17 protein-coding genes and 1 pseudogene are annotated in these 20,206 nt (G+C 62.9%); 10 read left to right on the top strand and 8 right to left on the bottom strand.

The genetic code is table 11. The features are described 5' to 3' along the window. Positions 1-83: 83 nt before the first annotated feature. The 3 genes from A9762_RS11100 to A9762_RS11090 are packed head-to-tail and all read right to left on the bottom strand — an operon-like array spanning position 84 to position 1,983. Positions 84-830 carry an SDR family oxidoreductase gene (locus A9762_RS11100; RefSeq protein WP_069342097.1) on the bottom strand — a complete coding sequence of 249 codons (747 nt, stop codon included), beginning with the start codon at positions 828-830 and terminating at the stop codon, positions 84-86. A gap of 18 nt (positions 831-848) precedes the next feature. Beyond that, positions 849-1,193 (bottom strand): carboxymuconolactone decarboxylase family protein, encoded by a 345-nt coding sequence (locus tag A9762_RS11095; protein ID WP_069342096.1) that lies wholly within the window; start codon positions 1,191-1,193, stop codon positions 849-851. A gap of 13 nt (positions 1,194-1,206) precedes the next feature. Next, on the bottom strand, positions 1,207-1,983 hold the full coding sequence (locus A9762_RS11090; RefSeq protein ID WP_069342095.1) for an SDR family NAD(P)-dependent oxidoreductase: 777 nt from the start codon (positions 1,981-1,983) through the stop codon (positions 1,207-1,209). A gap of 147 nt (positions 1,984-2,130) precedes the next feature. On the opposite strand from A9762_RS11090, the gene gcvA reads away from it, so the two are divergent. Further along, on the top strand, positions 2,131-3,174 hold the full coding sequence (gene gcvA / locus A9762_RS11085; RefSeq protein WP_083253832.1) for a transcriptional regulator GcvA: 1,044 nt from the start codon (positions 2,131-2,133) through the stop codon (positions 3,172-3,174). Here gcvA and A9762_RS11080 read toward each other — a convergent pair. The 3 genes and pseudogenes from A9762_RS11080 to A9762_RS11070 all read right to left on the bottom strand — a co-directional run. Continuing rightward, a pseudogene (locus A9762_RS11080) lies at positions 3,098-4,255 on the bottom strand (cysteine desulfurase family protein); the annotation flags it as partial. The gene gcvA and the pseudogene A9762_RS11080 sit on opposite strands and share 77 nt — an antisense overlap. 143 nt (positions 4,256-4,398) lie before the next feature. Beyond that, positions 4,399-5,835 carry a sensor histidine kinase gene (locus A9762_RS11075; RefSeq protein ID WP_069342093.1) on the bottom strand — a complete coding sequence of 479 codons (1,437 nt, stop codon included), beginning with the start codon at positions 5,833-5,835 and terminating at the stop codon, positions 4,399-4,401. 79 nt (positions 5,836-5,914) lie between these two features. Next, entirely contained in the window at positions 5,915-6,604 is a 690-nt protein-coding gene (locus tag A9762_RS11070) for a response regulator (protein WP_069342126.1), read from the bottom strand. 301 nt (positions 6,605-6,905) lie between these two features. Here A9762_RS11070 and A9762_RS11065 point away from each other — a divergent pair, with 301 nt between their 5' ends. The 4 genes from A9762_RS11065 to A9762_RS11050 all read left to right on the top strand — a co-directional run bounded on the left by A9762_RS11065 (position 6,906) and on the right by A9762_RS11050 (position 12,165). Continuing rightward, positions 6,906-7,949, top strand: a complete 1,044-nt coding sequence (locus A9762_RS11065) for an ABC transporter substrate-binding protein (RefSeq protein WP_139133176.1) — start codon at positions 6,906-6,908, stop codon at positions 7,947-7,949. Between the two features lie 200 nt (positions 7,950-8,149). Next, a complete protein-coding gene (locus tag A9762_RS11060; protein ID WP_069342091.1) occupies positions 8,150-9,913 on the top strand; it encodes an iron ABC transporter permease in 1,764 nt (587 codons plus the stop codon). Then, on the top strand, positions 9,906-10,976 hold the full coding sequence (locus A9762_RS11055) for an ABC transporter ATP-binding protein (protein WP_069342090.1): 1,071 nt from the start codon (positions 9,906-9,908) through the stop codon (positions 10,974-10,976). The genes A9762_RS11060 and A9762_RS11055 overlap by 8 nt, the downstream gene beginning before the upstream one ends. A gap of 106 nt (positions 10,977-11,082) precedes the next feature. Continuing rightward, on the top strand, positions 11,083-12,165 hold the full coding sequence (locus A9762_RS11050; protein WP_069342089.1) for a porin: 1,083 nt from the start codon (positions 11,083-11,085) through the stop codon (positions 12,163-12,165). A 122-nt stretch (positions 12,166-12,287) separates the two neighbouring features. Here A9762_RS11050 and A9762_RS11045 read toward each other — a convergent pair whose 3' ends face one another. Beyond that, entirely contained in the window at positions 12,288-13,385 is a 1,098-nt protein-coding gene (locus A9762_RS11045) for a saccharopine dehydrogenase family protein (RefSeq protein ID WP_069342088.1), read from the bottom strand. Between the two features lie 295 nt (positions 13,386-13,680). Here A9762_RS11045 and A9762_RS11040 point away from each other — a divergent pair, with 295 nt between their 5' ends. Both A9762_RS11040 and A9762_RS11035 read left to right on the top strand, forming a co-directional pair. Next, positions 13,681-14,169 (top strand): transglycosylase SLT domain-containing protein, encoded by a 489-nt coding sequence (locus tag A9762_RS11040; protein WP_069342087.1) that lies wholly within the window; start codon positions 13,681-13,683, stop codon positions 14,167-14,169. A gap of 255 nt (positions 14,170-14,424) precedes the next feature. After that, positions 14,425-15,582, top strand: a complete 1,158-nt coding sequence (locus tag A9762_RS11035) for a porin (RefSeq protein WP_069342086.1) — start codon at positions 14,425-14,427, stop codon at positions 15,580-15,582. Positions 15,583-15,675: 93 nt separating this feature from the next. On the opposite strand, the gene A9762_RS11030 is transcribed toward A9762_RS11035, so the two are convergent. After that, a complete protein-coding gene (locus tag A9762_RS11030; protein ID WP_069342085.1) occupies positions 15,676-16,608 on the bottom strand; it encodes a LysR substrate-binding domain-containing protein in 933 nt (310 codons plus the stop codon). A 66-nt stretch (positions 16,609-16,674) separates the two neighbouring features. Between A9762_RS11030 and A9762_RS11025 the strand changes: the two genes are divergently transcribed. From A9762_RS11025 to A9762_RS11015, 3 genes are read left to right on the top strand one after another with little or no spacing between them, the layout of a single operon-like run. After that, positions 16,675-17,682: an ABC transporter permease gene (locus A9762_RS11025; RefSeq protein WP_371442795.1), complete on the top strand. Its 1,008-nt coding sequence runs from the start codon at positions 16,675-16,677 to the stop codon at positions 17,680-17,682. Further along, positions 17,648-18,559, top strand: a complete 912-nt coding sequence (locus A9762_RS11020) for an ABC transporter permease (RefSeq protein WP_069342083.1) — start codon at positions 17,648-17,650, stop codon at positions 18,557-18,559. The genes A9762_RS11025 and A9762_RS11020 overlap by 35 nt, the downstream gene beginning before the upstream one ends. 46 nt (positions 18,560-18,605) lie before the next feature. Then, positions 18,606-20,201 (top strand): ABC transporter substrate-binding protein, encoded by a 1,596-nt coding sequence (locus A9762_RS11015; protein ID WP_069342082.1) that lies wholly within the window; start codon positions 18,606-18,608, stop codon positions 20,199-20,201. The last annotated feature ends 5 nt before the right edge of the window (positions 20,202-20,206 follow it).

Here is a 20,206-nt window from a genome sequence, read left to right as displayed (position 1 = left end):
GAGGGAGAGAATTAGAGTCAGCAATATCGCAAGTCGTTCAAAGCATAATACAAGACGACGAATTTCACCCCCCCCCACGACGGTTACAGCGTCGAGAAGCCGCCGTCCACCACGATTTCCGCACCGAGCATGTAGCGCGAATCGTCGCTCGCGAGGAATAGCGCCGCACGAGCGATGTCTTCAGCCGTGCCGAGTTGACCGACCGGAATCCGCGACGCCAGTTGCTGCTTCGCGTGCGCATTCTCTTCCGGCGTCGCTCCCCGACGGTCCAGAATCGGCGTATCGATCGCGCCCGGACTCACGGCGTTCACCCGAATGCGGCGTGCCAGCAATTCGCTCGACCAGGTGCGTGCCAACGAGCGAACCGCCGCTTTCGACGCCGAGAGCATCGACATTCCCGGCGTTCCCACCTCGTTGAGCCACGACGTATTGAGAATCACCGACGCGCCATCGCTGAGTATCGGCGCCATCGCCTGCATTGACAGAAACACGCCCTTCACATTGATGTCCATCAACGTGTCGTACTGCGCTTCAGTCGTATCGGCCAGCGGCGTCGCATAAGCAACGCCTGCGTTGGGGAAGAAGATGTCGAGCGAACCGAGCGCCTGAACGACTTCGTCGCGGATACGGTGCAGGTCGTCAACGCGACGAACGTCACCAAGGATGGGCACGACGCGCTCACCCAACGATTGCCGCAGCGCTTCCATGCGCGCCACATCGCGGCCGACGACCGCAACGCGTGCCCCTTCCTCCACGAACAATCGCGTCGTAGCCAGACCAATACCGCTCGTCGCGCCCGTGATGAGCGCACGCTTGCCTTGCAGTTTCATGAGATGTCTCCCGAGTGTTCAACGCGTGTTGACGAAGGCCGAATGCGCATCGAGTACACGCGCGGTGTACGTGAGCGCCGCCCCGGCGTTGAGCGAGATCGCGACCGTCAGCGCTTCGATGATTTCCTCGCGCGTAGCGCCCTGCTCGATGGCGGCCTTCGTGTGCACGGAGATGCATCCGTCGCAACGCGTCGTGACCGCGACAGCCAGTGCGATCAGTTCGTGCGTCTTCGCATCGAGATGCCCCATCTTCGCGGCGCCGCTGTCGATCATTTGCAAGCCGCGCATCGACTCGGGGTTCGCCTTGGCATACTCGCCGACGCGAGCCAGCAGTTCACTGCGGTAACCGTTCCAGTCTTTCATGACAAGGTCCTCCTCAAGCGTGACGGCCGGCCATCACGCCGCCATCGACCGGTAGCACCGTGCCCGTAATCCACCCTGCGGCGTCTGATGCGAGGAACAGAATGGCTTCGGCCACATCGCGCGGCTGACCGTTGCGGCCGAGCGGATGGAACGCGTTGAATGTCGGCAGCGCCGCTTTCACTTCGTCGTCGCTCATGAACGTGTTGTAGACAGGCGTCTCCACGACACCGGGCGCCACGGTGTTGATACGGATGTGCAGCGGCGCGAGTTCGATGGCGAGGTTGCGCGTGAGAGCGTGCACGCCGGCGTTGGCAGCGGAATAGGCCGAAGAGGGCGTCGCCCCGATCGCCTGCAACGCCCACAGCGACCCCGTCTGCACGATGGCGCCGCCGCCGCGCAACGACATCGCCTTGGCAGCCGCCTGCGCCATGAAGAATTTGCCCTTGAGGATGATGTCGAGAAAGCCGTCGTACTCGCTTTCGGTGAGCGAGAGGAATGCCTTCGGACGGAACACCCCGGCGTTGTTCACGAGAATATCCACGCCGCCGAACGCCGACGTCGCCAGATCCACCAGCGCCTGCGCCGTCTCCGGACGCGCGATGTCGCCCGCCAGATAGCGCACGGCAGCGCCGCTCGCATCGATCTGTGCGGCCGCAGCCTTGAGCTTGGCCTCGTCACGCCCGCCGATGACCACCTTCGCGCCGGCCGCAACAAGTCGTGCCGCCACTTCCTTGCCGATGCCCGAACCGCCACCTGTCACGATGGCAACCTTGGAAGAAAAACTATGCATTTGATGACTCCAGAGATACGTTGGAATTCGCAGGCCCGGCCGCCATTTATCGGCTGCACCGCACCTTCGATGTCTGCATTGTTCGCTCCGGGCAACGGCTTCACAAATCAGTTATTCTGCGTCGCATCGAAAGAAAATCTTTCTCATATGAAAGCTCCCGTGTTCCTCAATGCGCTGCGCGCCTTCGAAGCCAGCGCACGCCATCAGAGTTTTTCTGCCGCCGCCGGCGAGTTGAACGTGACGCCCGCCGCCGTCGGTCAGATGGTGCGAAGCCTCGAAGCATGGCTCGGCCTGTCGCTGTTCGAGCGCAGCAGTTCCGGGCGCGCCCGGCTCGTGCCGACGCAAGCCGCCCAGCGTGCACTGCCCGACCTGCGCGACGGCTTCGACCGTCTGAACCTTGGATTCGCCAAGCTTCGCGAAGGCTCGACCGTCGGCGTGCTGACGGTGGCGGTGAGCCCGGCCTTTGCCGCGAAATGGCTGCTGCCGCGCATCGACCGTTTCCAGAGCGCGTGGCCCGACACCGACGTGCGTCTCGACACCAACCTCAAGCCGGTGGATTTCGTTGCGCAAGGCATCGATATCGGCGTGCGCTACGGGCTCGGCCACTGGCCGGGACTCGTGGCGGAAAAGCTGATGGACGAGGAAGTGTTTCCGGTGTGTGCGCCGTCGCTATTGCGCGCGCATGCGGCATTGAAGACGCCGGCCGGTTTGAAAGGGATGACGCTGATCCACGATCTGTCGATCGACAAGAGCGCAGGCTATGTGACGTGGCCGCAGTGGTTGGAACGCGCAGGGCTGGCTTCGCTGGAGACACGCGCCGGGCTGAAGATCAACAACTCGGCCGCGGTCCTGCAAGCGGCCATCGACGGGCATGGCATCGCGCTCGCCCGCAGCGTACTCGCGCGCGACGACCTCGCGGCAAACCGACTGGTGCGGCTCTACCCCGAGGTGGATTGTTCGTCGCCGCTCGCGTATTACGTGGTGTATCGCGCGGAGTGCGCCACGCTGCCCCGGCTCGCGGCGTTCCGCGAGTGGTTGCAGCAGGAAACTTCCGCACTGGCGACGTCGGATACCGACACGCGCAATACGGGAAAGGGACGCAAGACTGCCGTCAAGCCGCCAGCGCCCGGCACTGACAAACCACGCGCTCGAAGCAGGCAATCGCAAAGTCGACAGACGCCTCGGAAGTAAAACGCCCGAGACTCAGCCGCACCGTGCGGCTCGCCGCTTCGCTGTCGAGTCCGATGCCGCTCAGCACGTGCGACGGCTGGCCGGAGCCGGAGTTGCACGCCGAGGTCGACGACACCGCGAGATTGCTGTTGAGCATGAACGTGAAGAAGCCGGGATGCCCGACGGTCAGGCTCAACGTGTGGGGAATGCGTCTGGCGGCTCCGGCGTTGTGCACCACACCGTCGAGCGCGAGCACCCCATCGAGCAACCGGCGGCTCAGCGCCGCAATGCGCACGTTATCCGACGTCATGTTCTGCCGGGCCAAATCGCAGGCCGTGCCCATGCCGACGATCTGATGCGTCGCCAGCGTGCCCGAGCGCAGACCGCGCTCATGGCCACCGCCGTGGATCTGCGGGGCGATACGCGCCATCACGTCCTTGTTCACGTACAACGCACCGATGCCTTTGGGGCCGTACACCTTGTGCGCCGACATCGACAGCATGTCGATGCCCATCGCCTTCACGTCGATAGGGGTCTTGCCGAGCGCTTGCGCGGCGTCCACGTGCAGCAACGCACCGGCGGCATGCACCACCTTCGCGATGGCGGCCACGTCGGTCAGCGTGCCGAGTTCGTTGTTGACGAGCATCAGCGACACCAGCCCCGTCTCAGGACGCAGCGCGGCGGCAACGGCATCTGCCGTGATCTCGCCGTTAGCCGAAGGCGTCACATAGGTCACGGGCACGCCGCCCTTCTCCAGATAGGCCATCGTGTCGAGAATGGCTTTGTGCTCCAGAACGCTCGTGATCAGGTGCGGGCGGGCCTGCCCTCGTTCGGCATAGCCCTTGAGGGCGAGATTGTTCGATTCGGTCGCGCCGGAGGTCCAGACGATCTCACCGGCATCGGCATTGATAAGTGCCGCAACCTGCGCCCGCGAGCGCTCGACGAGACGGCGCGCGCCGACACCGGCGGCGTGCGAGCTGGACGCCGGATTCCCGAACACGCCATCGACGCCCAGACATTCGGACATGGCCGCGATCACGGTGGCATCCACCGGCGTCGTCGCGGCGTAGTCGAAGTAATGGAATGATTCGTTGTCGCGCATGATCGGCCCCCGCCAGAAAAAAGTTGCATCGATCGTACGCGCCGGAAGCGGGAAAAGGCTTGCGAATTTAGCTGTACATATCTGGTTTCGTGGAATATCCATCCCACAAAATATGGATTGAAGGAAAATTCATCCAGCCAAATTCATTCGATACCGTCCACCGGGAATCGGACGGTGACTTCGAGACCGCCGCCGGGGGCGTCGCCAAGCGACACCTGAGCGTGATGCTTGCGGGCGATTTCCCTGACGATCGCCAGCCCGAGTCCGGAGCCGTCGGCGTTTTGTTGCGGGGTGCCGCTGTGCTCGCGACGATAAAAGCGCTCGAACACCGCGTCTCTCTCCTGCACCGGGATGCCAGGCCCGTTGTCGATCACCTGAAGGACGGGCACCGCCCCGTCGAGACGCGTGCGAACGGTGATCACCGCCTCGTCCCCCGCGTAGCGAATGGCGTTGTCGATCAGGTTGCCGCACAACTCCGCCAGCAACTCGCGCTGTCCGTGAACCGTCACCGCACCGTCGTGCTCGAAGCCCAGATCGATCCGGCGGGCACGAGCGACCGGCGACCAGTCGAGCGCGACGCTGCGAGCCACGTCGTCCAGTCGTAGCGAGGCCATCACCATGGGCGGACCGCCCTCCGCCTCCAGGCGCGACAACGACAGCAACTGCCGCACACTCTTCGCGGCCTGCCTGACCGCATGATTGAGCCGCTCGACGCGCTCTCGTGCGTGCGCGCTCAGCGATTCGCGCAGCGTCAGCTCGGACTCGGCCTGAATGATCGCGAGCGGCGTTTTCAGTTGATGAGCGGCATCGGCGAAGAAGCGTTGTCGCGCGGCCTGCATGCGCCCAACGCGTCCTACGTACTGATTGATGGACTCGACCAGCGGCTTGACCTCCGTCGGCAAGTCGACGTTATCGAGCGGTGTCGTATCGTCTTCACCACGAGCCGCCACTTTCGCCGAGAGTCGGTTCAGGGGGCGCAGACCACGCGTCACCCCGAGCCAGACGATGGCCAGCGCCAGCACCACGAGCAGCACTTCCTGCTGAAGGGCGCCGGTCAGGATCTGACGCGCCAGTTCGTGACGCGCTTCCGTCGTCTCCCCGACCACGATCCACACCTTACGCGTCTTCGCATTCGGCACGTCGTGCACCGGCAATTGCAGCGCGCCCATGCGCAGCGTCTCGCCGCGATATTCGGCGTCGTAGAACGCCGTGTGGTACGGCTCGGGCGTGAGCCGAACCGGCGGCAGCGGCAAGTCGTGGTAGCCCGTCACCGCGCGCCCGTCGTTGCCACCGCCCTGTGTGCCGTCGCCGCCTTCGCGAATCACGTAGTAGATCTTGCCGCCGCGATCCGACTCGAACATCTCCAGCGCGAGATACGGCAGGTTGACCTGCACCTCACCGTCGATCAGTTGCGTGCCTTCGCGAATCGACTTGATCGAGAACTCCAGCGAACGGTCGAACGCCGAGTTGGCCGCACTCATGGCGCGCTGATAGGTCAGCCAGGTGTCGAGGGCGAGCAGTCCGAGCAACGGGAACAGCAGCCAGAGCGCCAGTTGACGGCGAAGATTCGGTTGCGGCATGGAACGGGGGACGTCGAAAAAGGTACGGCGTGAGACGAAAGCGCGGCGCGCCTGACGGCAAGATCGTGAGAGATCGCGCTCAGCCAGCAGAAGGTGCGAGGTCGGCCTTCTCTTCGAGCAGATAACCCAGCCCGCGCAACGTGACGATCGCGACGCGGCTGCCTTCGAGCTTCTTGCGAAGCCGGTGAACGTATATTTCGATGGCATCGGGGCTCACCGATTCGTCGATGCCGAACAGCTTCTCGGAGAGCGCTTCCTTGTTGATCGCGCGTCCGCCGCGCAGGATCAGCACTTCGAGCACGGCACGCTCGCGCTTGGTCAGCGCCAGTAGCTCGCCGTCGAGACGAAAGCTTCGTTCCACACCATCGAAGACCAGTGGCCCGCATGTGACGTCGGCGCTCTCGTGATGCTGCGACCGGCGAATCAGTGCGCGGGCTCGCGCTTCCAGTTCATCGAGTTCGAACGGTTTTGAAAGATAATCGTCGGCCCCGAGATTGAGGCCCTTCACGCGGTCTTCGAGCGAGCCGTGCGCGGTGAGAATCAGCACCGGCACGCGATTGCGCCGTGCGCGCAGGCGTCGCAGGATCTCGAGCCCGTCCAGACGCGGCAACCCGAGATCGAGAATCACGAGCGAATATTCCTGCGTGCGCAGCACGTGATCGGCCGCTTCGCCGTCGTGCATGCAGTCGACGGCGAAGTTCGCCTGCCCCAATGCTTCGGAGAGCGATTTGGCCAGACTCGGATTGTCTTCGACAAGCAGGATACGCATGAGATGCAAGACCACTGAAGCGCCGCAGAATTCGCTTTCGATGGCGTGTCGATCGTTGAATCGCACGACGCGGGCGGATGAGCGCACTCACCGACACTAGGGAAATCCATGACCCGAAAAAGGGGGCGCAGGCCGGATTCGAAAGGAAATCGAAAGCGAATTGAAAGTTTCGGCAAATTAACATGCGCCACGCGAAAACGACAAATCCCTCTCAAGGGATCTTCCGGAGGATGACATGCAGCAAAAGACAGCGATCGGCGCACTCGGCGCAATAGCGGCGTCCGTGACGCTTGTGGCCGCCATGCCCGCAGCCCACGCGCAGGTACCGGCCGGCTACCCGGCCAACTATCAGGCCACCATCGACGCCGCCAAAAAGGAAGGCAAGCTGATCGTGTACTCGGTGACCGACACCGCGCTCGTGCGTCCGCTCATCAAGGACTTCGAGTCGCTGTACGGCGTGAAGGTCGAGTACAACGACATGAACAGCACCGAGTTGTACAACCGCTTCATCAGCGAATACGCCGCGAACAGCACCAGCGCCGACGTGCTCTGGAGCTCGGCGATGGACCTTCAGGTCAAGCTCGTGAACGACGGCACCATGGCCAGCTACGAGTCGCCCGAAGCCGCGCACATCCCCGGCTGGGCGCAGTATCAGAAGCAGGCATACGGCACGACGTACGAGCCGCTCGCCATCGTCTACAACAAGCGCCTGCTGCCCGCGAACGAAGTCCCGCAAACGCGCATGGAGCTGATCAAGCTGTTGCAGGCGAATCCGGCGAAGTTCAAGGGCAAGGTCACGACCTACGACATCGAAAAGTCCGGCGTGGGCTTCAACTACCTGACGCAGGACGCCCGCGTGAATCCGGAAGTGACGTGGGAGCTCGTGGGTGCCATGGGCGCGCTCAACCCGAAGCTGCAATCGAGCACGGGCGCGATGATGGAGCGCATCTCGTCGGGCGAAAACCTCATCGGCTACAACATCCTTGGCTCGTACGCCTTCGCCAAGGCGAAGAAGGATCCGTCCATCGGCTACGTCTATCCGCGCGACTACACGCAGGTGGTGAGCCGTCTGGTCACGATCTCGAAGAAGGCGAAGAACCCCAACGCGTCGAAGCTCTGGATCGACTATCTGCTCTCCCAACGCGGCCAGACGCTGCTCGCCAATCAGGCCAACCTGTTCTCGATCCGTGCGGACGTGGACGGCGAAACCTCGATGGCGAACCTCACGCAGCAACTCGGCGCGGCGCTCAAGCCGATTCCGATCGGTGCGGGCCTGCTCGTCTATCTGGATCAGTCCAAGCGTCTTGAATTCCTCAAGCGCTGGCAGCAGTCGATCAAGCGTTAATGGCATAGCTAACCCATTGATATCGACTTGATAACGCCGTGAAGTCTACGGCCAGCGGATGCTGATTCACCCCTAAGTCTCAAGCCTCAAGACCGGCGCTCGCGTATCGACGTTCCAACGACATCGTTACGACATCGATACGCAGCGCCTCTCCCCAAGCCTTTCTCGATATGCGCCCCGCGGGGTGCAGGGAGACCCTCATGCTGTCGTCTTCTACCGCCAACCGCTCTGCGGTGCCTGCCGGGCGTGCGCCTCACGGTGCCGCGCCTCACGTGGCGTCCCCCTGGCGCGCGCTTGCCGCCACTTCGCGCTGGCTGGTCATCGCCGTGCTCACGATCGCGGTGTTGCTGCCGCTGTCGTTCATCGTGCTGCAAAGCCTGCTCTCGGCGCCGTTCTTCGACGCCAGTCGCACGTTCGGCATCGACGGTTACCGCTTCATCTTCACCGACCCCGACTTCTGGTCGGCGGTGAAGAACTCTTTCATCATCGCGTTCGGGATGCTGTTCATCTCGATCCCGTTCGGCGGCATTCTCGCGTTCCTGATGGTGCGCACCGACCTGCCGGGCCGTCGCTGGCTCGAACCGCTGCTGCTCACACCCGTGTTCGTCTCGCCGATGGTGCTCGCCTTCGGCTACGTCGTGGCCGCCGGCCCCGTGGGCTTCTACTCGGTGTGGTTCCGTGAACTCACCGGGATCGACGCACCGTGGTCGGTGTACTCGGTGCTCGCCATCACGATCATCGTCGGCCTCACGCACGTGCCGCACGTCTATCTGTACTCGTCGGCCGCCCTGCGCAATCTCGGCTCCGATGTCGAAGAAGCGGCCCGCGTGGCCGGCGCACGCCCGTTCCGGGTCGCGCTCGACGTCAGCCTGCCCATGACCATGCCTGCACTGCTTTTTGCCGGCGTGCTCGTGTTCTTCCTCGGCTTCGAAGTCTTCGGCCTGCCGCTGGTGCTGGGCGACCCCGAAGGTCACCTTGTGCTGGCGACGTACCTCTACAAGCTCACGAACAAGCTCGGCGTGCCGTCGTATCACCTGATGGCGGCCGTGGCGATGTGCATCGTGGCCATCACGTTCCCGCTCGTGCTGCTGCAACGTCACCTGCTCAAGCGCGCCAACAAGTTCGTGACGGTCAAGGGCAAGGCCGGCCGTCAGACGGTGCTGCCGCTGGGCGTCTGGCGCTGGGTGGCGCTGGCCATCGTTGCCCTGTGGCTGGTCGTGACGGTGTTCGTGCCGATCTCGGGCATCGTGCTGCGCTCCTTCGTCACGCACTGGGGCGAAGGCGTTGCGCTGGCCGAAGTCCTCACGCTGTCGAACTTCACGGAGCTGTTCGAGCAGGACAACCTCGTGCGCGCCATTCTCAACACGCTGGGCATCGGCGTGATCGGCGGGGCGATGGCCGTGGGCTTCTACTCGCTCGTGGCGTTCGCCGGGCATCGTCGCAACGACTGGGCGGCGAAGCTGCTCGACTACATCGTGCTGCTGCCGCGCGCCGTGCCGGGTCTGCTTGCCGGTCTGGCATTCCTGTGGATCTTCCTGTTCGTGCCGGGGCTGCGCGAACTGAAGAACTCGATGTGGAGCATCTGGGTGGCCTACACGGTCGTGTGGCTCGCCTACGGCATGCGTCTCATTCAGAGCGCGCTGCTGCAAGTCGGCCCCGAACTGGAAGAAGCCGGCCGCAGTGTCGGCGCCACGCGCAGCCGCGTGAGTCTCGACGTCACCCTGCCGCTCGTTCGCTTCGGTCTGCTCGCAGCGTGGCTGCTGATCTTCATGATCTTCGAGCGCGAATACTCGACCGCCGTCTACCTGCTCTCCCCGGGCACGGAAGTCATCGGCTCGCTGCTCGTGTCGCTGTGGGCGACCGGTGCGGTCGATCAGGTCGCGGCGCTCTCTGTCATCAACATCGCGATGGTCGGCGCCGGTCTGGGCGTGGCGTTGCGCTTCGGAGTCAAATTGCATGGATAAGCTCATCGTCGACAACCTCTTCCTGAGCTACGGCACCAACCCCATCCTCAAGGGCGTGTCGTTCGAACTCAAGGCCGGTGAAGTCGTTTGCCTGCTCGGCGCGTCCGGCAGTGGCAAGACCACGTTGCTGCGTGCCGTCGCAGGCCTCGAACAACCGTCCGACGGCCGCATCTCGCTCGACGATCAGGTTTTCTTCGACGGCGCAAAAGGCATCGACTGCCCCGTCGAACAGCGCTCGCTCGGGCTGGTGTTCCAGTCGTACGCGCTGTGGCCGCATCGCACCGTGGCGGACAACGTCGGCTATGGTCTGAAGCTGCGCAAGGTGAGCGCGGCCGAGCGTCGTGAGCGCGTGCAGAACGCCCTCGATCAGCTCGGCCTCGGCCATCTCGCCGAGCGTTTCCCCTTCCAGCTCTCCGGCGGCCAGCAACAGCGCGTGGCGATTGCGCGAGCGCTCGTCTACAACCCGCCCGTCATTCTGCTCGACGAACCGCTCTCGAACCTCGACGCCAAGCTGCGCGAAGAAGCGCGTGCGTGGCTGCGCGAGCTGATCGTCTCGCTGGGGTTGTCGGCGCTGTGTGTCACGCACGACCAGACCGAAGCGATGGCGATGTCGGACCGCATTCTGCTGCTGCGCAACGGACGCATCGAACAGGAAGGCACGCCGGCCGAACTCTATGGATCGCCGCGCTCGCTGTACACGGCCGAATTCATGGGCAGCAACAACCGGATCGACGCCACGGTGAGCGCCGTCGACGGCGATCTCGTCACGCTCGCAGGCGACGGCTTCGCGCTGCAAGCCCGTGCACGCGACACGCTGGCCGCCGGTCAGGACGCGCAGGCCGTCATCCGGCTGGAGCGCGTGCAGGTCGCCGACGGCCCGGGCCACAACCGCGTGAACGCGCAACTCGTCACGTCGATGTATCTCGGCGACCGCTGGGAATACCTCTTCCATTGCGGCTCGCTGCGCTTTCGCGCCTTCGGCCATGTGCCGCGCGAACCGGGTCATCACTGGGTGGAGTTTCCGGCCAACGACTGCTGGGCGTTTGCGCAATCAAATGCCTGACGGCGGGTGCCGGGGGCATTCGTCCACCCGGCACTCACGCTTTTCATGCGATGCGCGGGCGCTCTCCCGCGCGAACACCACGAGAATCAAAAAAGAGGAGACAACAATGAAACGAAGCAGTATGGCGTTGGCCGCCATGACCGCAATGGTCGCCGCGGGAACGCTGGCCGGACAGGCGCACGCACAATCCAACGTGACGATTTACGGGATCGTCGACGCGGGCGTCGAGTATGTGAACCACGCCAGCGACAACGGCGGTGCCGTGCGCGCGATCTCCGGCGGCAAGAACACGTCGCGCTTCGGCTTCAAGGGCACCGAAGATCTCGGCGGCGATCTCAAGGCCGTGTTCAACCTCGAGAGCGGCATCAACATGGTCAACGGGCAGTTCGACGACGGCCCGGGCGCGATCTTCGACCGCCGTGCGACGGTCGGTCTGGCACACAAGAAGTGGGGGCAGTTCACGATCGGCCGCACGTTCACCACGACGTACGACTACATGCTCCAGTTCGACCCGATGGGCTATGCGCCGAACTACTCGTGGGCGACCAGCTCGACGGCCACCGGCGGTCGTAAGGACGGCCTGTTTTCGCGCTCGTCCAACGTCGTGCGTTACGACGGCGACTACAACGGCCTGAAGTTCGGGGCGATGTATGGCTTCGGCAACGTGGCCGGCAGCACGAAGACGTCGTCGAAATACGACTTCGCCCTCGGCTACGAGAACGGCCCGTTCGCGGTCGTGGCGACGTATGACCGTCAGAACGGCGCAGGCAATAGCGTCGCGCCGGCCGACACGACGGACTACATCCAGGGCATTCACGCCGGCGCGAGCTATCGCTTCGGTGGCGCCAAGGTAATGGCAGGCTATCGCAACTACAAGAAGACGTTCGTGACAGCGGGCACCGCATCGCTGCGCAGCGATATGTACTGGCTGGGCGCGTCGTACGACTTCACGCCGGCGTTCACGCTGTACGGGGCGATCTACCATCAGGACATCAAGGACGCGAGCGACGCCGATCCGACGCTCATCTCGCTGCGCGCGCAGTACGCGATGTCCAAACGCACGGCGCTGTACCTGTCGGGCGGCTACGCCTTCGCGAAGCACGGCCAGAAGGTCAGCCTGTCGCGTGACCTGACCGGCGCGGCGGACACGCAGCTTGGCGTGACGGCGGGCATCCAGCACCGCTTCTGACGCGAGTCCATCACTACAAGAGAATCTCCAAAGCGTTTCCTCAACGACGGCCCGGAGGTGCGGGGGTGCACCGCTTGCCGGGTCGTCGTGTTTTTTTGTCTACGCCCTTGTCCCGGGTCTCGTCAGGACAGAGATTCAATGTGCGTCGAATGCGCGTAGACCTGTCCGAAGCGATTGGCGAGGAAGTCCGGCAGCGCGATCTGCTCCTGACGGATAAACCCGCGTTGCGGCAGTTGCTTCGCGAAGAACATGTCCACCACGGCGCAGATCGCCGACGCGGTCGTAATCTGAATCGCACTGGCGCTGTGCCCGTTATTGCGCTCCGCGAAAATCTTGCGGGCAAACACTTCCTGCGTGAGCGTACCGCCGCGAAGCCCGTTCACGACCACGAAAATCAGCACTACATCCTGCAACGTGCTTGGGATGGCGCGCTTGAGAATGGTCTTGATCGTCTCCTGATCATCCTTGAGTCGCAGCTCGTTGAGCAGCACCTTCATCAACGCCCCGTGCCCCGGATAACGCACCGACTTGTAGTCGAGATCGCGCACGCGCCCGGCCAGCGTTTCACATAACGTCCCCAACCCGCCGGACGTATTGAACGCCTCGTACTCGGCGCCGTCGAGCGAGAAGTGTTCGAGGTCTTCGAGCGGCTGCACGCTGAGCCGGACACCGTCGCGAATCGCTTCACAGGGCTGACAGTACTCGTTGATGAGCCCGTCGACGCTCCACGTCAGGTTGTACTTCAGCGAATTGGTCGGGAACGCGGGCAAGGCGCCCACGCGCATCTTCACGGAATCCACCTGATCGAACGAGGCGGCGAGATGGTGCGCCGCGATGGCGATGAAGCCGGGAGCGAGTCCGCATTGCGGCATCAGGGCCGTCGAGGCGCCTTCGGCGAGTTGCGCGATGGCGTGGGTCGCGGCAACGTCTTCCGTCAGATCGAAATAGTTACAGCCGGCCGCCACGGCCGCAGTCGCAGCGCTCGTCGCCATGGTGTAGGGCAACGCGTTGACCACGGCATCAAAGCCGGACACCGCGCGCTGCAACGAGCCGGTGTCGTGACCGGAAAGTTCGACGAACGCATGCGCGTACTCGCGAACCGCGTGATAGGACTGTGCGTTACGGTCGAACACCGTCACCCGGTAGTCGCCGCTGTCGTGCAACAAACGGGCAATGGTCTGGCCGATGTGTCCCGCACCCAGCAAGGCAATCTTCTTCATGTTTTCCCCCTTTCAGGAACGTCGGTCGGAGGCGTCGCGCGGGCTTCGCCAGCGACGCGTCGGTGCTTTCATTCTAGGGAGGGTAACGGATGAAATGTAGCGTCATTTCGTCGATAAAACTTATATTCATGACGAAATGACTTAATAGCTATTGATTTCGTCATCAGCCGACGAAACGTCAATCGATTGATGGCCAGCCCGTTGCCGGACGGGCGTTGTGCGATTTTTGCAAGTCATCTCGGTCGAGCCTCGTCGACAATGGCGCGCGAGTCACACAACGCAGGAATCGGAGCCTATGCGACCAAGACGCCAGCGCGCAACCGCAACCGTGATGACGGCCATGCTTGCGGCATTGTTCGCGCCATCCGCACGCGCGGACTGCTGGGACATCGCGGCCGAACGTTATCAACTCGACCCGCTATTGCTGTACGCCATCGCGCAAGTCGAATCGAATCTGGACCTGAAGGCGCGCAACGTGAATCGGGACGGCACCTACGACATCGGACTGATGCAGATCAACAGCCGTCACTTGCCGAGCCTCCTGCATTACGGCGTCAGCGAGCGGCGATTGCGGGAAGATGCCTGCACGTCGATCGTCACCGGCGCATGGATTCTTGCCGGCTTCGTGCGTCAGTACGGCTATGGATGGGAGGCGGTCGGTGCGTATAACGCCGGCGGAGGTCAGGCCCGCGCACCGTTGCGAAAGACGTACGCCGAGAAGGTGCGCAAGCGCTATGCGGCATTGATCGCCGAACGCAATCGACGTCTGATGCAGTCCGACTGATGAGAGGGAGCACTCCCGGACTTCGCGGCCATTGGATTTATACGGCAGTCATGTGTCATGAAAATGAAATTGCGGCGATTCTTCGGCACTTGTTTCGATGCGTTGCAACGACAAGACAATTCGCACACCTTTTCGTTAAGACACCTATGGAATTACGACTTCGTTCGATATAGTTCGGCCCGAACCCACGGGGCGCCCGTCCACAGGCGAAAGGGTTCGAATCGACTAATAGGTTATCGATAGAGGAATCGACCGATGAAAAAGACGCAATTGGCCGCCGCACTGTGTGGCGTTATCGCAGCCGCAGCAACCGGTGCAGCCCACGCGCAGAGCAACGTCTCGCTGTATGGCATTCTCGACGGCGGTCTCGCCTATGTGAGCAACGTCGGCGGCAGCAAGAACTTCACGACCGCCGATGGTCTGCAATCGGGCAACCGCTGGGGCCTGAAGGGCTCGGAAGATCTGGGCGGCGGCACGTCGGCCATCTTCACGTTGGAAAACGGCTTCAACATCACGAACGGTCAACTGGGTCAGGGCAGCCGCGAGTTCGGCCGTCAGGCATTCGTCGGTCTGTCGAACAAGGCGTTCGGTAGCGTGACGATCGGTCGTCAGTACGACTCCGTGGTCGACTTCGTGAGCGGCCTGACGGCAGCCAAGCAGTTTGCGACGAAGCTCGGCGCACACGTCGGCGACGTTGACAACCTGTACAACTCGTTCCGTATCAACAACTCGATCAAGTACACGAGCGCCAACTACGCCGGCTTCTCGTTCGGCGGCCTGTATGGCTTCTCGAACCAGGCCAACAACGGCGCAAGCGGCACCGGCTTCGCGAACAACCGCGCATGGAGCCTGGGCGCGAGCTACGCGAACGGCCCGGTCAAGTTCGGCATCGGCTACCTGGAAGTCGGCACGCCGAACGGCGCCAACACCGGTGGTGCCGTGTCGGGTGACTACAGCGGCGACTTCTACTCGTCGAAGGTCGGCACGGCAACGGTCGGCGTGGACAAGCAGCGCGTGCTGGCTGCGGGCGGTAGCTACAAGTTCGGCCCGGCCAACGTCGGCTTCGTGTATAGCAACACGCAACTGCGCTATGTCGGTGGCACGGGTGCCCGTGTGTCGAACTACGAACTGAACGGCACGTACAACCTGACGCCGTCGCTGCTGCTGGGCCTGTCGTACACGTACACGGACGCCAGCACGCGTAGCGCCACGCTCGCCGACCTGAGCCCGAAGTATCACCAGGTCAACGCAGCGGTCGACTACCTGCTCTCGAAGCGTACCGACGTGTATCTGGTCGGTATCTATCAGAAGGCAGCCGGCGACGCCACGGCCGCATCGATCAGCGGTGCCGGCGGCCTGTCGAGCACGAAGACGCAAACGGCTGTGATCTCGGGCCTGCGCCACAAGTTCTAAGCCGACATCTTCGCGAGATGTTTTTGTAGTTGATTTGAGTGCTCCAGTATTTTTAGGGAGCCCCGCAAGGGGTTCCCTTTTTTACTGGCCCACTCACTTTCTCGCGTTGAGCTTGTCGTCGATCTGCGGCACAAACTCCTGCTCGAACAATTCCCGCATGACGCCGACGAATTCGTTGACGATCTTTGAGCGCTGCTGATGCGCCGGGAAAACCATCGAGACCTGAAAGGGAATCGCAGGCGCCAGCCGTCGCCAGACGGCGCCCGGAAATTTCGTGTACGTCGCGGTAAAGGGATCGAGCACCGCGATACCAAGACCACCCGCGACCAGCGTGCACGCCGAATGCGCCAGCGTCGTTTCCACCGGATACCGGCATGTCACGCCGGCCGCATCCATCGCCATCTCGAGACGTAAGCGCAAAGGATTGTTCGCACTCAATGCGATGATCGGCTGATCCTGAAGCTGGTGAATATCCACCGTCTTCTTGCGCGCGAGCGGATGGTGCGAAGGCAGCACGCACACCGCATCGACACTCGGCAGCGCCACCACATCGACACCCGGATACTCCGCGCCGAGAATCTGCACGAAGCCGATGTCGACCTGATTGGCGGCAATCAGCTCCAGCACGCTCGTCGAATTCCTCACATCGAGGGATGTCCGCACGCCCGGCCTCGCGTCGGAGAAGCGCCGCACGCCTTCCGTCACCACGCTCAAGCCCAGCGCTGTCATCGACGCGATACGCAACGTTCCCGTGCGGGCCGACTTCAGGTCTTGCGCGACCTGCTCGATACGCTCGATCCCCTTGTAGAACCGATCGACTTCGTTGAACAGACGCTGCGCCTCCGCGCCGGGAATCAGGCGGTTCCCCTCACGCCGGAATAACCGCAGGCTCAGGGTCTGCTCCAGATCCTTGATCAGACGACTGACGGCCGGCTGGCTGACCTTGAGCATCTCGGCGGCAAGCGTCATGCTGCCCGTGAGCATCACGCTGCGAAACGCTTCGAGCTGACGAGGATTGAGCTGCATGGCTGGCCTTGAGACGAGTGTGAAGTGTGCCGTGGAACGCGAACGCCCGGAGCATAACATTTCCTTATGCGCGTCCAATGCCGTGTGGGTTTGATTGTTGAATTTTGGAGCGCAATCATCCGGGTCATTAGCTGTACATTATTCGGAGGCATTTTGCTGAACTTTGCTATTCGACGGCTCCTGCTGTTACCGCTGATGTTATTTGGCGTATCGGTAGCCGTCTTCGTCATGTTGCATGCCATCCCGGGAGACCCCGCGCGAATGGCCGCAGGCCCTGATGCGTCGGAGGAAGACGTTCAGCAGATCCGCCTGAACTATGGACTCGACAAGCCCCTCACCACGCAATACGCGATCTATCTCAAGAAGATCGTGCACGGCGATCTGGGCGACTCGTTCCAGACGTACTCCCCTGTCCTCGAAGGGATCGGCATCACGCTGCCTGCCACACTGGAGCTGACCGCCGCCGGCATGCTCGTTGCAGTGCTGATCGGTATTCCGCTGGGCATCTTCGCCGCGATGCGCCCACGAGGGCTCCTCGACAACGCGCTCACGTCGCTCGCCGTGTTAGGCATCTCGATGCCGGGCTTCTTCCTCGGCCTGCTGCTGATGATGTTCTTCTCGCTGCGTCTCGGCTGGTTGCCGCCGACAGGCCGGGGCAGTTGGCAACACCTGCTGCTGCCCGCGCTCACACTCGGTTTGCCGTACGTCGCGACCTTCTCGCGACTGGCCCGCTCAACGATGCTCGACGTGCTCGGCGAGGACTACATCCGCACGGCCTACGCCAAGGGGGTGCCGCGCTACAAGGTCGTGTTCAAGCACGCGCTCTCGAACGCCGCCATTCCGCTCGTGACGGTGTTCGGCATGGACTTCGGACGCCTGCTCGGGGGCGCCGTGATCGTCGAAAAAGTGTTCGCGTGGCCCGGCATGGGGCGCTTCATGATCGACGCCATCGTCGCCCGCGATATCTATGTCGTACAGGGGACCATCCTCGTTTTCGCAGCGATCGTCGTACTCGTTAATCTCTTGGTGGATCTCGCTTATGGATTCCTCGACCCTCGCATCGCTTACGCCTGATACGGCGGCGTCGGCACGGATGAGGCCGCGCGGCGGCTTCGTCGGTTACCTGTTCGCGCAACGACGCTGGATCGCCCTGCTCGCGCTGGCCGTAATCGCCGTGATGTTCCTCGCCGCCGCGCTCGCGCCATGGCTCTTCGACTGGCATAGCGTGACGCGCGTGAATCTCGCGACATCGCTCACGGCGCCGAACACCACTTTCTGGCTCGGCACCGATCAGATGGGGCGCGACTTGCTCGGACGCGTCGTCTGGGGCGCACGCATCACCCTCACGGTAGCGTTCGGCAGCGTGGCCATCGCGGTGGCCTTCGGACTGACGCTCGGCGGTATCGCGGGCTATTACACCGGCATCGTGCCCGGCGCCATTCTGCGTCTGACGGACTTCATGATTGCGTTTCCGCGCACGCTCGTCGCCATCATGGTCATCACCGTGGCAGGCAACAGCGTGCTGAGCCTGACGCTGGCGATTGCGATCTCCACGGTGCCGATCTATGTCCGCTTCTTCGCCGCGCCGGTAAGAACGCTCAAGCAGCGTGAGTTCGTGCTCGCCTCGCGCTCGATCGGGGTGGGCGACGTCGGACTGCTGCTCACGCACATCCTGCCGAACGTGGCGTCGCTCGTCATCGTTCAGGTCACGGTGTCGATTGCGGAAGCCATTCTCATCGGGTCCGGGCTGAGCTTTCTCGGACTCGGGCCGGCGCCGCCCACGCCCGAATGGGGCGCAATGATTGCCGAAGCCCGACCGTTCCTGACCAGCCATCCGTATGTGCTGGCAGCCCCCGGCGGCGCCCTCTTCTTCGTGATTCTGAGCTTCAACCTCGTGGGCGACGCCTTGCGTGACTACGTCGACCCGAAGTCTCGTCAGGGTCGTTCCTGACATTGCCCGCGACGCACCCGAACTAAGCATTGGAGTGATGCCACCGATGAATCGGTATCGTAACGAAACACGCCCGGCCGCGCGGCTTGCCGCCGCAGCGCTCGGCACAGCATTCGCAGCATTTTGTAGCCTCTGTCCCGTATGGGGACACGCGGCGGACAAGGCGACGACCAGCGTGACCTACGTGCAAGGCTCGGATCTCGACACCCTCGATCCGGCCGTGACGCGCAGTACGCCGTCCAAGATCGTGATCGCCCACCTCTTCAATCAACTGGTGAAGTGGGATGGCCCCGGCATGAGCAAGATCGTGCCGGATCTCGCCGAATCCTGGACGACGTCGCCCGACGGCAAGGTCTGGACCTTCGCGCTGCGGCCCAACGTGAAATTTCAGGATGGCACGCCGCTCAATGCCGATGCCATCAAGTTCAATCTCGATCGCATACGCGATCCGAAGCTGGGGTCGCCGAACCGCTCGTACTACAGCGACATTCAGTCGGTGCAGGCAATCTCGGAACTCGTGGTCCAGATCAGCACGAAGCATCCGTCGCCCACGCTGCTCGAAATTCTCGCCGATGGCTGGTCAGCGATCAGCAGCCCGACAGCCATCAAGAAGTACGGGCGCGGCTACGGTCATCATCCGGTCGGCACCGGCCCGTACAAGTTCACGCGCTGGATGCCCAACGACCGCGCAGTTATCGAGCGCAACCCGGCGTACTTCGGCGCCTCGCCAATCCCGGACAAGCTGATTTTCCGCCCCGTGCCGGAGGACTCCGCACGCGTGGTCGAACTGCAAACCGGGAACGCTGATGTCGCAGGCAATCTGTCGCCCGAGTCCGCCGCTGCCGTCAAGGACAACCCGAAGGTCGAGTTGCTGCGCACGCCGGGGTCGTTTCAGGTGTTCTTCGAGATGAACGTGACGAAGCCGCCGTTCAATGACGTTCGCATGCGTCGCGCGGTCAATCTCGCCATCGATCGTCAAGCCATCGTCGACAAACTGCTGCTCGGGTATGGAAAGGTGCCGACGAGCCCGTTCGCACCGGGGGTACAGGGCCGCCGCACCTTCAAGCCGTTCGCCTACGACCCGCAGACCGCGAAGCAACTGATCCGCGAGGTGTACCCGAACGGCTATCCCGGCGTGGTGGTGATATGGACCACGGCGGGGCGTTACACCAAGGATCGCGAGGTCTCGGAAGTGGTGCAGAGCTATCTCAACGCCGTGGGCCTCAAGACGGAATTCAAGGTCTGGGAGTGGGCGTCGTACCAGAAGACGCTGTATCGCGCACAACCGGGCACGGGCACCGGCCATGGCACCGACGACGCCAACCTGTGGTTGCTCGGCACCGGTATCACCAGCGCCGACATCCGGTTGCGTCGCAAGCTGAAGACCGGGGATCCGTCGAATCTCACCGGGTACAGCAATGCGCAGGTCGATCGTCTGCTCGATCTCGCCGCCTCGGAAATGAATCAGGACAAGCGCATGCGCTACTACGGCGACATCCAGCGCATTGTCTGGGACGAAGACCCCGCGAGCATTCCGCTCTTCGATCAGGAGCAGGTGTTCGGCTTACGCAAGAACCTGAAGGGCCTGGTGGTATTCGACGACGGCATCGTCAACTTCAACAGGACCGAGTTGAACCGGTAATTACC

This window comes from Pandoraea sp. ISTKB, from assembly GCF_001721285.1.
GTDB lineage: Bacteria > Pseudomonadota > Gammaproteobacteria > Burkholderiales > Burkholderiaceae > Pandoraea > Pandoraea capi.
Note: the sequence above shows the minus strand (reverse complement) of the source record. Positions and strands in the feature narration are given on the sequence as shown.

What these genes read in the sequence shown, in the direction of transcription:
- A9762_RS11100 (WP_069342097.1), bottom strand. Translation starts at nt 830, where the DNA reads ATGAAACTGCAAGGCAAGCGTGCGCTCATCACGGGCGCGACGAGCGGT.
- A9762_RS11095 (WP_069342096.1), bottom strand. Translation starts at nt 1,193, where the DNA reads ATGAAAGACTGGAACGGTTACCGCAGTGAACTGCTGGCTCGCGTCGGC.
- A9762_RS11090 (WP_069342095.1), bottom strand. Translation starts at nt 1,983, where the DNA reads ATGCATAGTTTTTCTTCCAAGGTTGCCATCGTGACAGGTGGCGGTTCG.
- gcvA (WP_083253832.1), top strand. Translation starts at nt 2,131, where the DNA reads ATGAAAGCTCCCGTGTTCCTCAATGCGCTGCGCGCCTTCGAAGCCAGC.
- A9762_RS11075 (WP_069342093.1), bottom strand. Translation starts at nt 5,835, where the DNA reads ATGCCGCAACCGAATCTTCGCCGTCAACTGGCGCTCTGGCTGCTGTTC.
- A9762_RS11070 (WP_069342126.1), bottom strand. Translation starts at nt 6,604, where the DNA reads ATGCGTATCCTGCTTGTCGAAGACAATCCGAGTCTGGCCAAATCGCTC.
- A9762_RS11065 (WP_139133176.1), top strand. Translation starts at nt 6,906, where the DNA reads ATGCCCGCAGCCCACGCGCAGGTACCGGCCGGCTACCCGGCCAACTAT.
- A9762_RS11060 (WP_069342091.1), top strand. Translation starts at nt 8,150, where the DNA reads ATGCTGTCGTCTTCTACCGCCAACCGCTCTGCGGTGCCTGCCGGGCGT.
- A9762_RS11055 (WP_069342090.1), top strand. Translation starts at nt 9,906, where the DNA reads ATGGATAAGCTCATCGTCGACAACCTCTTCCTGAGCTACGGCACCAAC.
- A9762_RS11050 (WP_069342089.1), top strand. Translation starts at nt 11,083, where the DNA reads ATGAAACGAAGCAGTATGGCGTTGGCCGCCATGACCGCAATGGTCGCC.
- A9762_RS11045 (WP_069342088.1), bottom strand. Translation starts at nt 13,385, where the DNA reads ATGAAGAAGATTGCCTTGCTGGGTGCGGGACACATCGGCCAGACCATT.
- A9762_RS11040 (WP_069342087.1), top strand. Translation starts at nt 13,681, where the DNA reads ATGCGACCAAGACGCCAGCGCGCAACCGCAACCGTGATGACGGCCATG.
- A9762_RS11035 (WP_069342086.1), top strand. Translation starts at nt 14,425, where the DNA reads ATGAAAAAGACGCAATTGGCCGCCGCACTGTGTGGCGTTATCGCAGCC.
- A9762_RS11030 (WP_069342085.1), bottom strand. Translation starts at nt 16,608, where the DNA reads ATGCAGCTCAATCCTCGTCAGCTCGAAGCGTTTCGCAGCGTGATGCTC.
- A9762_RS11025 (WP_371442795.1), top strand. Translation starts at nt 16,675, where the DNA reads ATGCGCGTCCAATGCCGTGTGGGTTTGATTGTTGAATTTTGGAGCGCA.
- A9762_RS11020 (WP_069342083.1), top strand. Translation starts at nt 17,648, where the DNA reads ATGGATTCCTCGACCCTCGCATCGCTTACGCCTGATACGGCGGCGTCG.
- A9762_RS11015 (WP_069342082.1), top strand. Translation starts at nt 18,606, where the DNA reads ATGAATCGGTATCGTAACGAAACACGCCCGGCCGCGCGGCTTGCCGCC.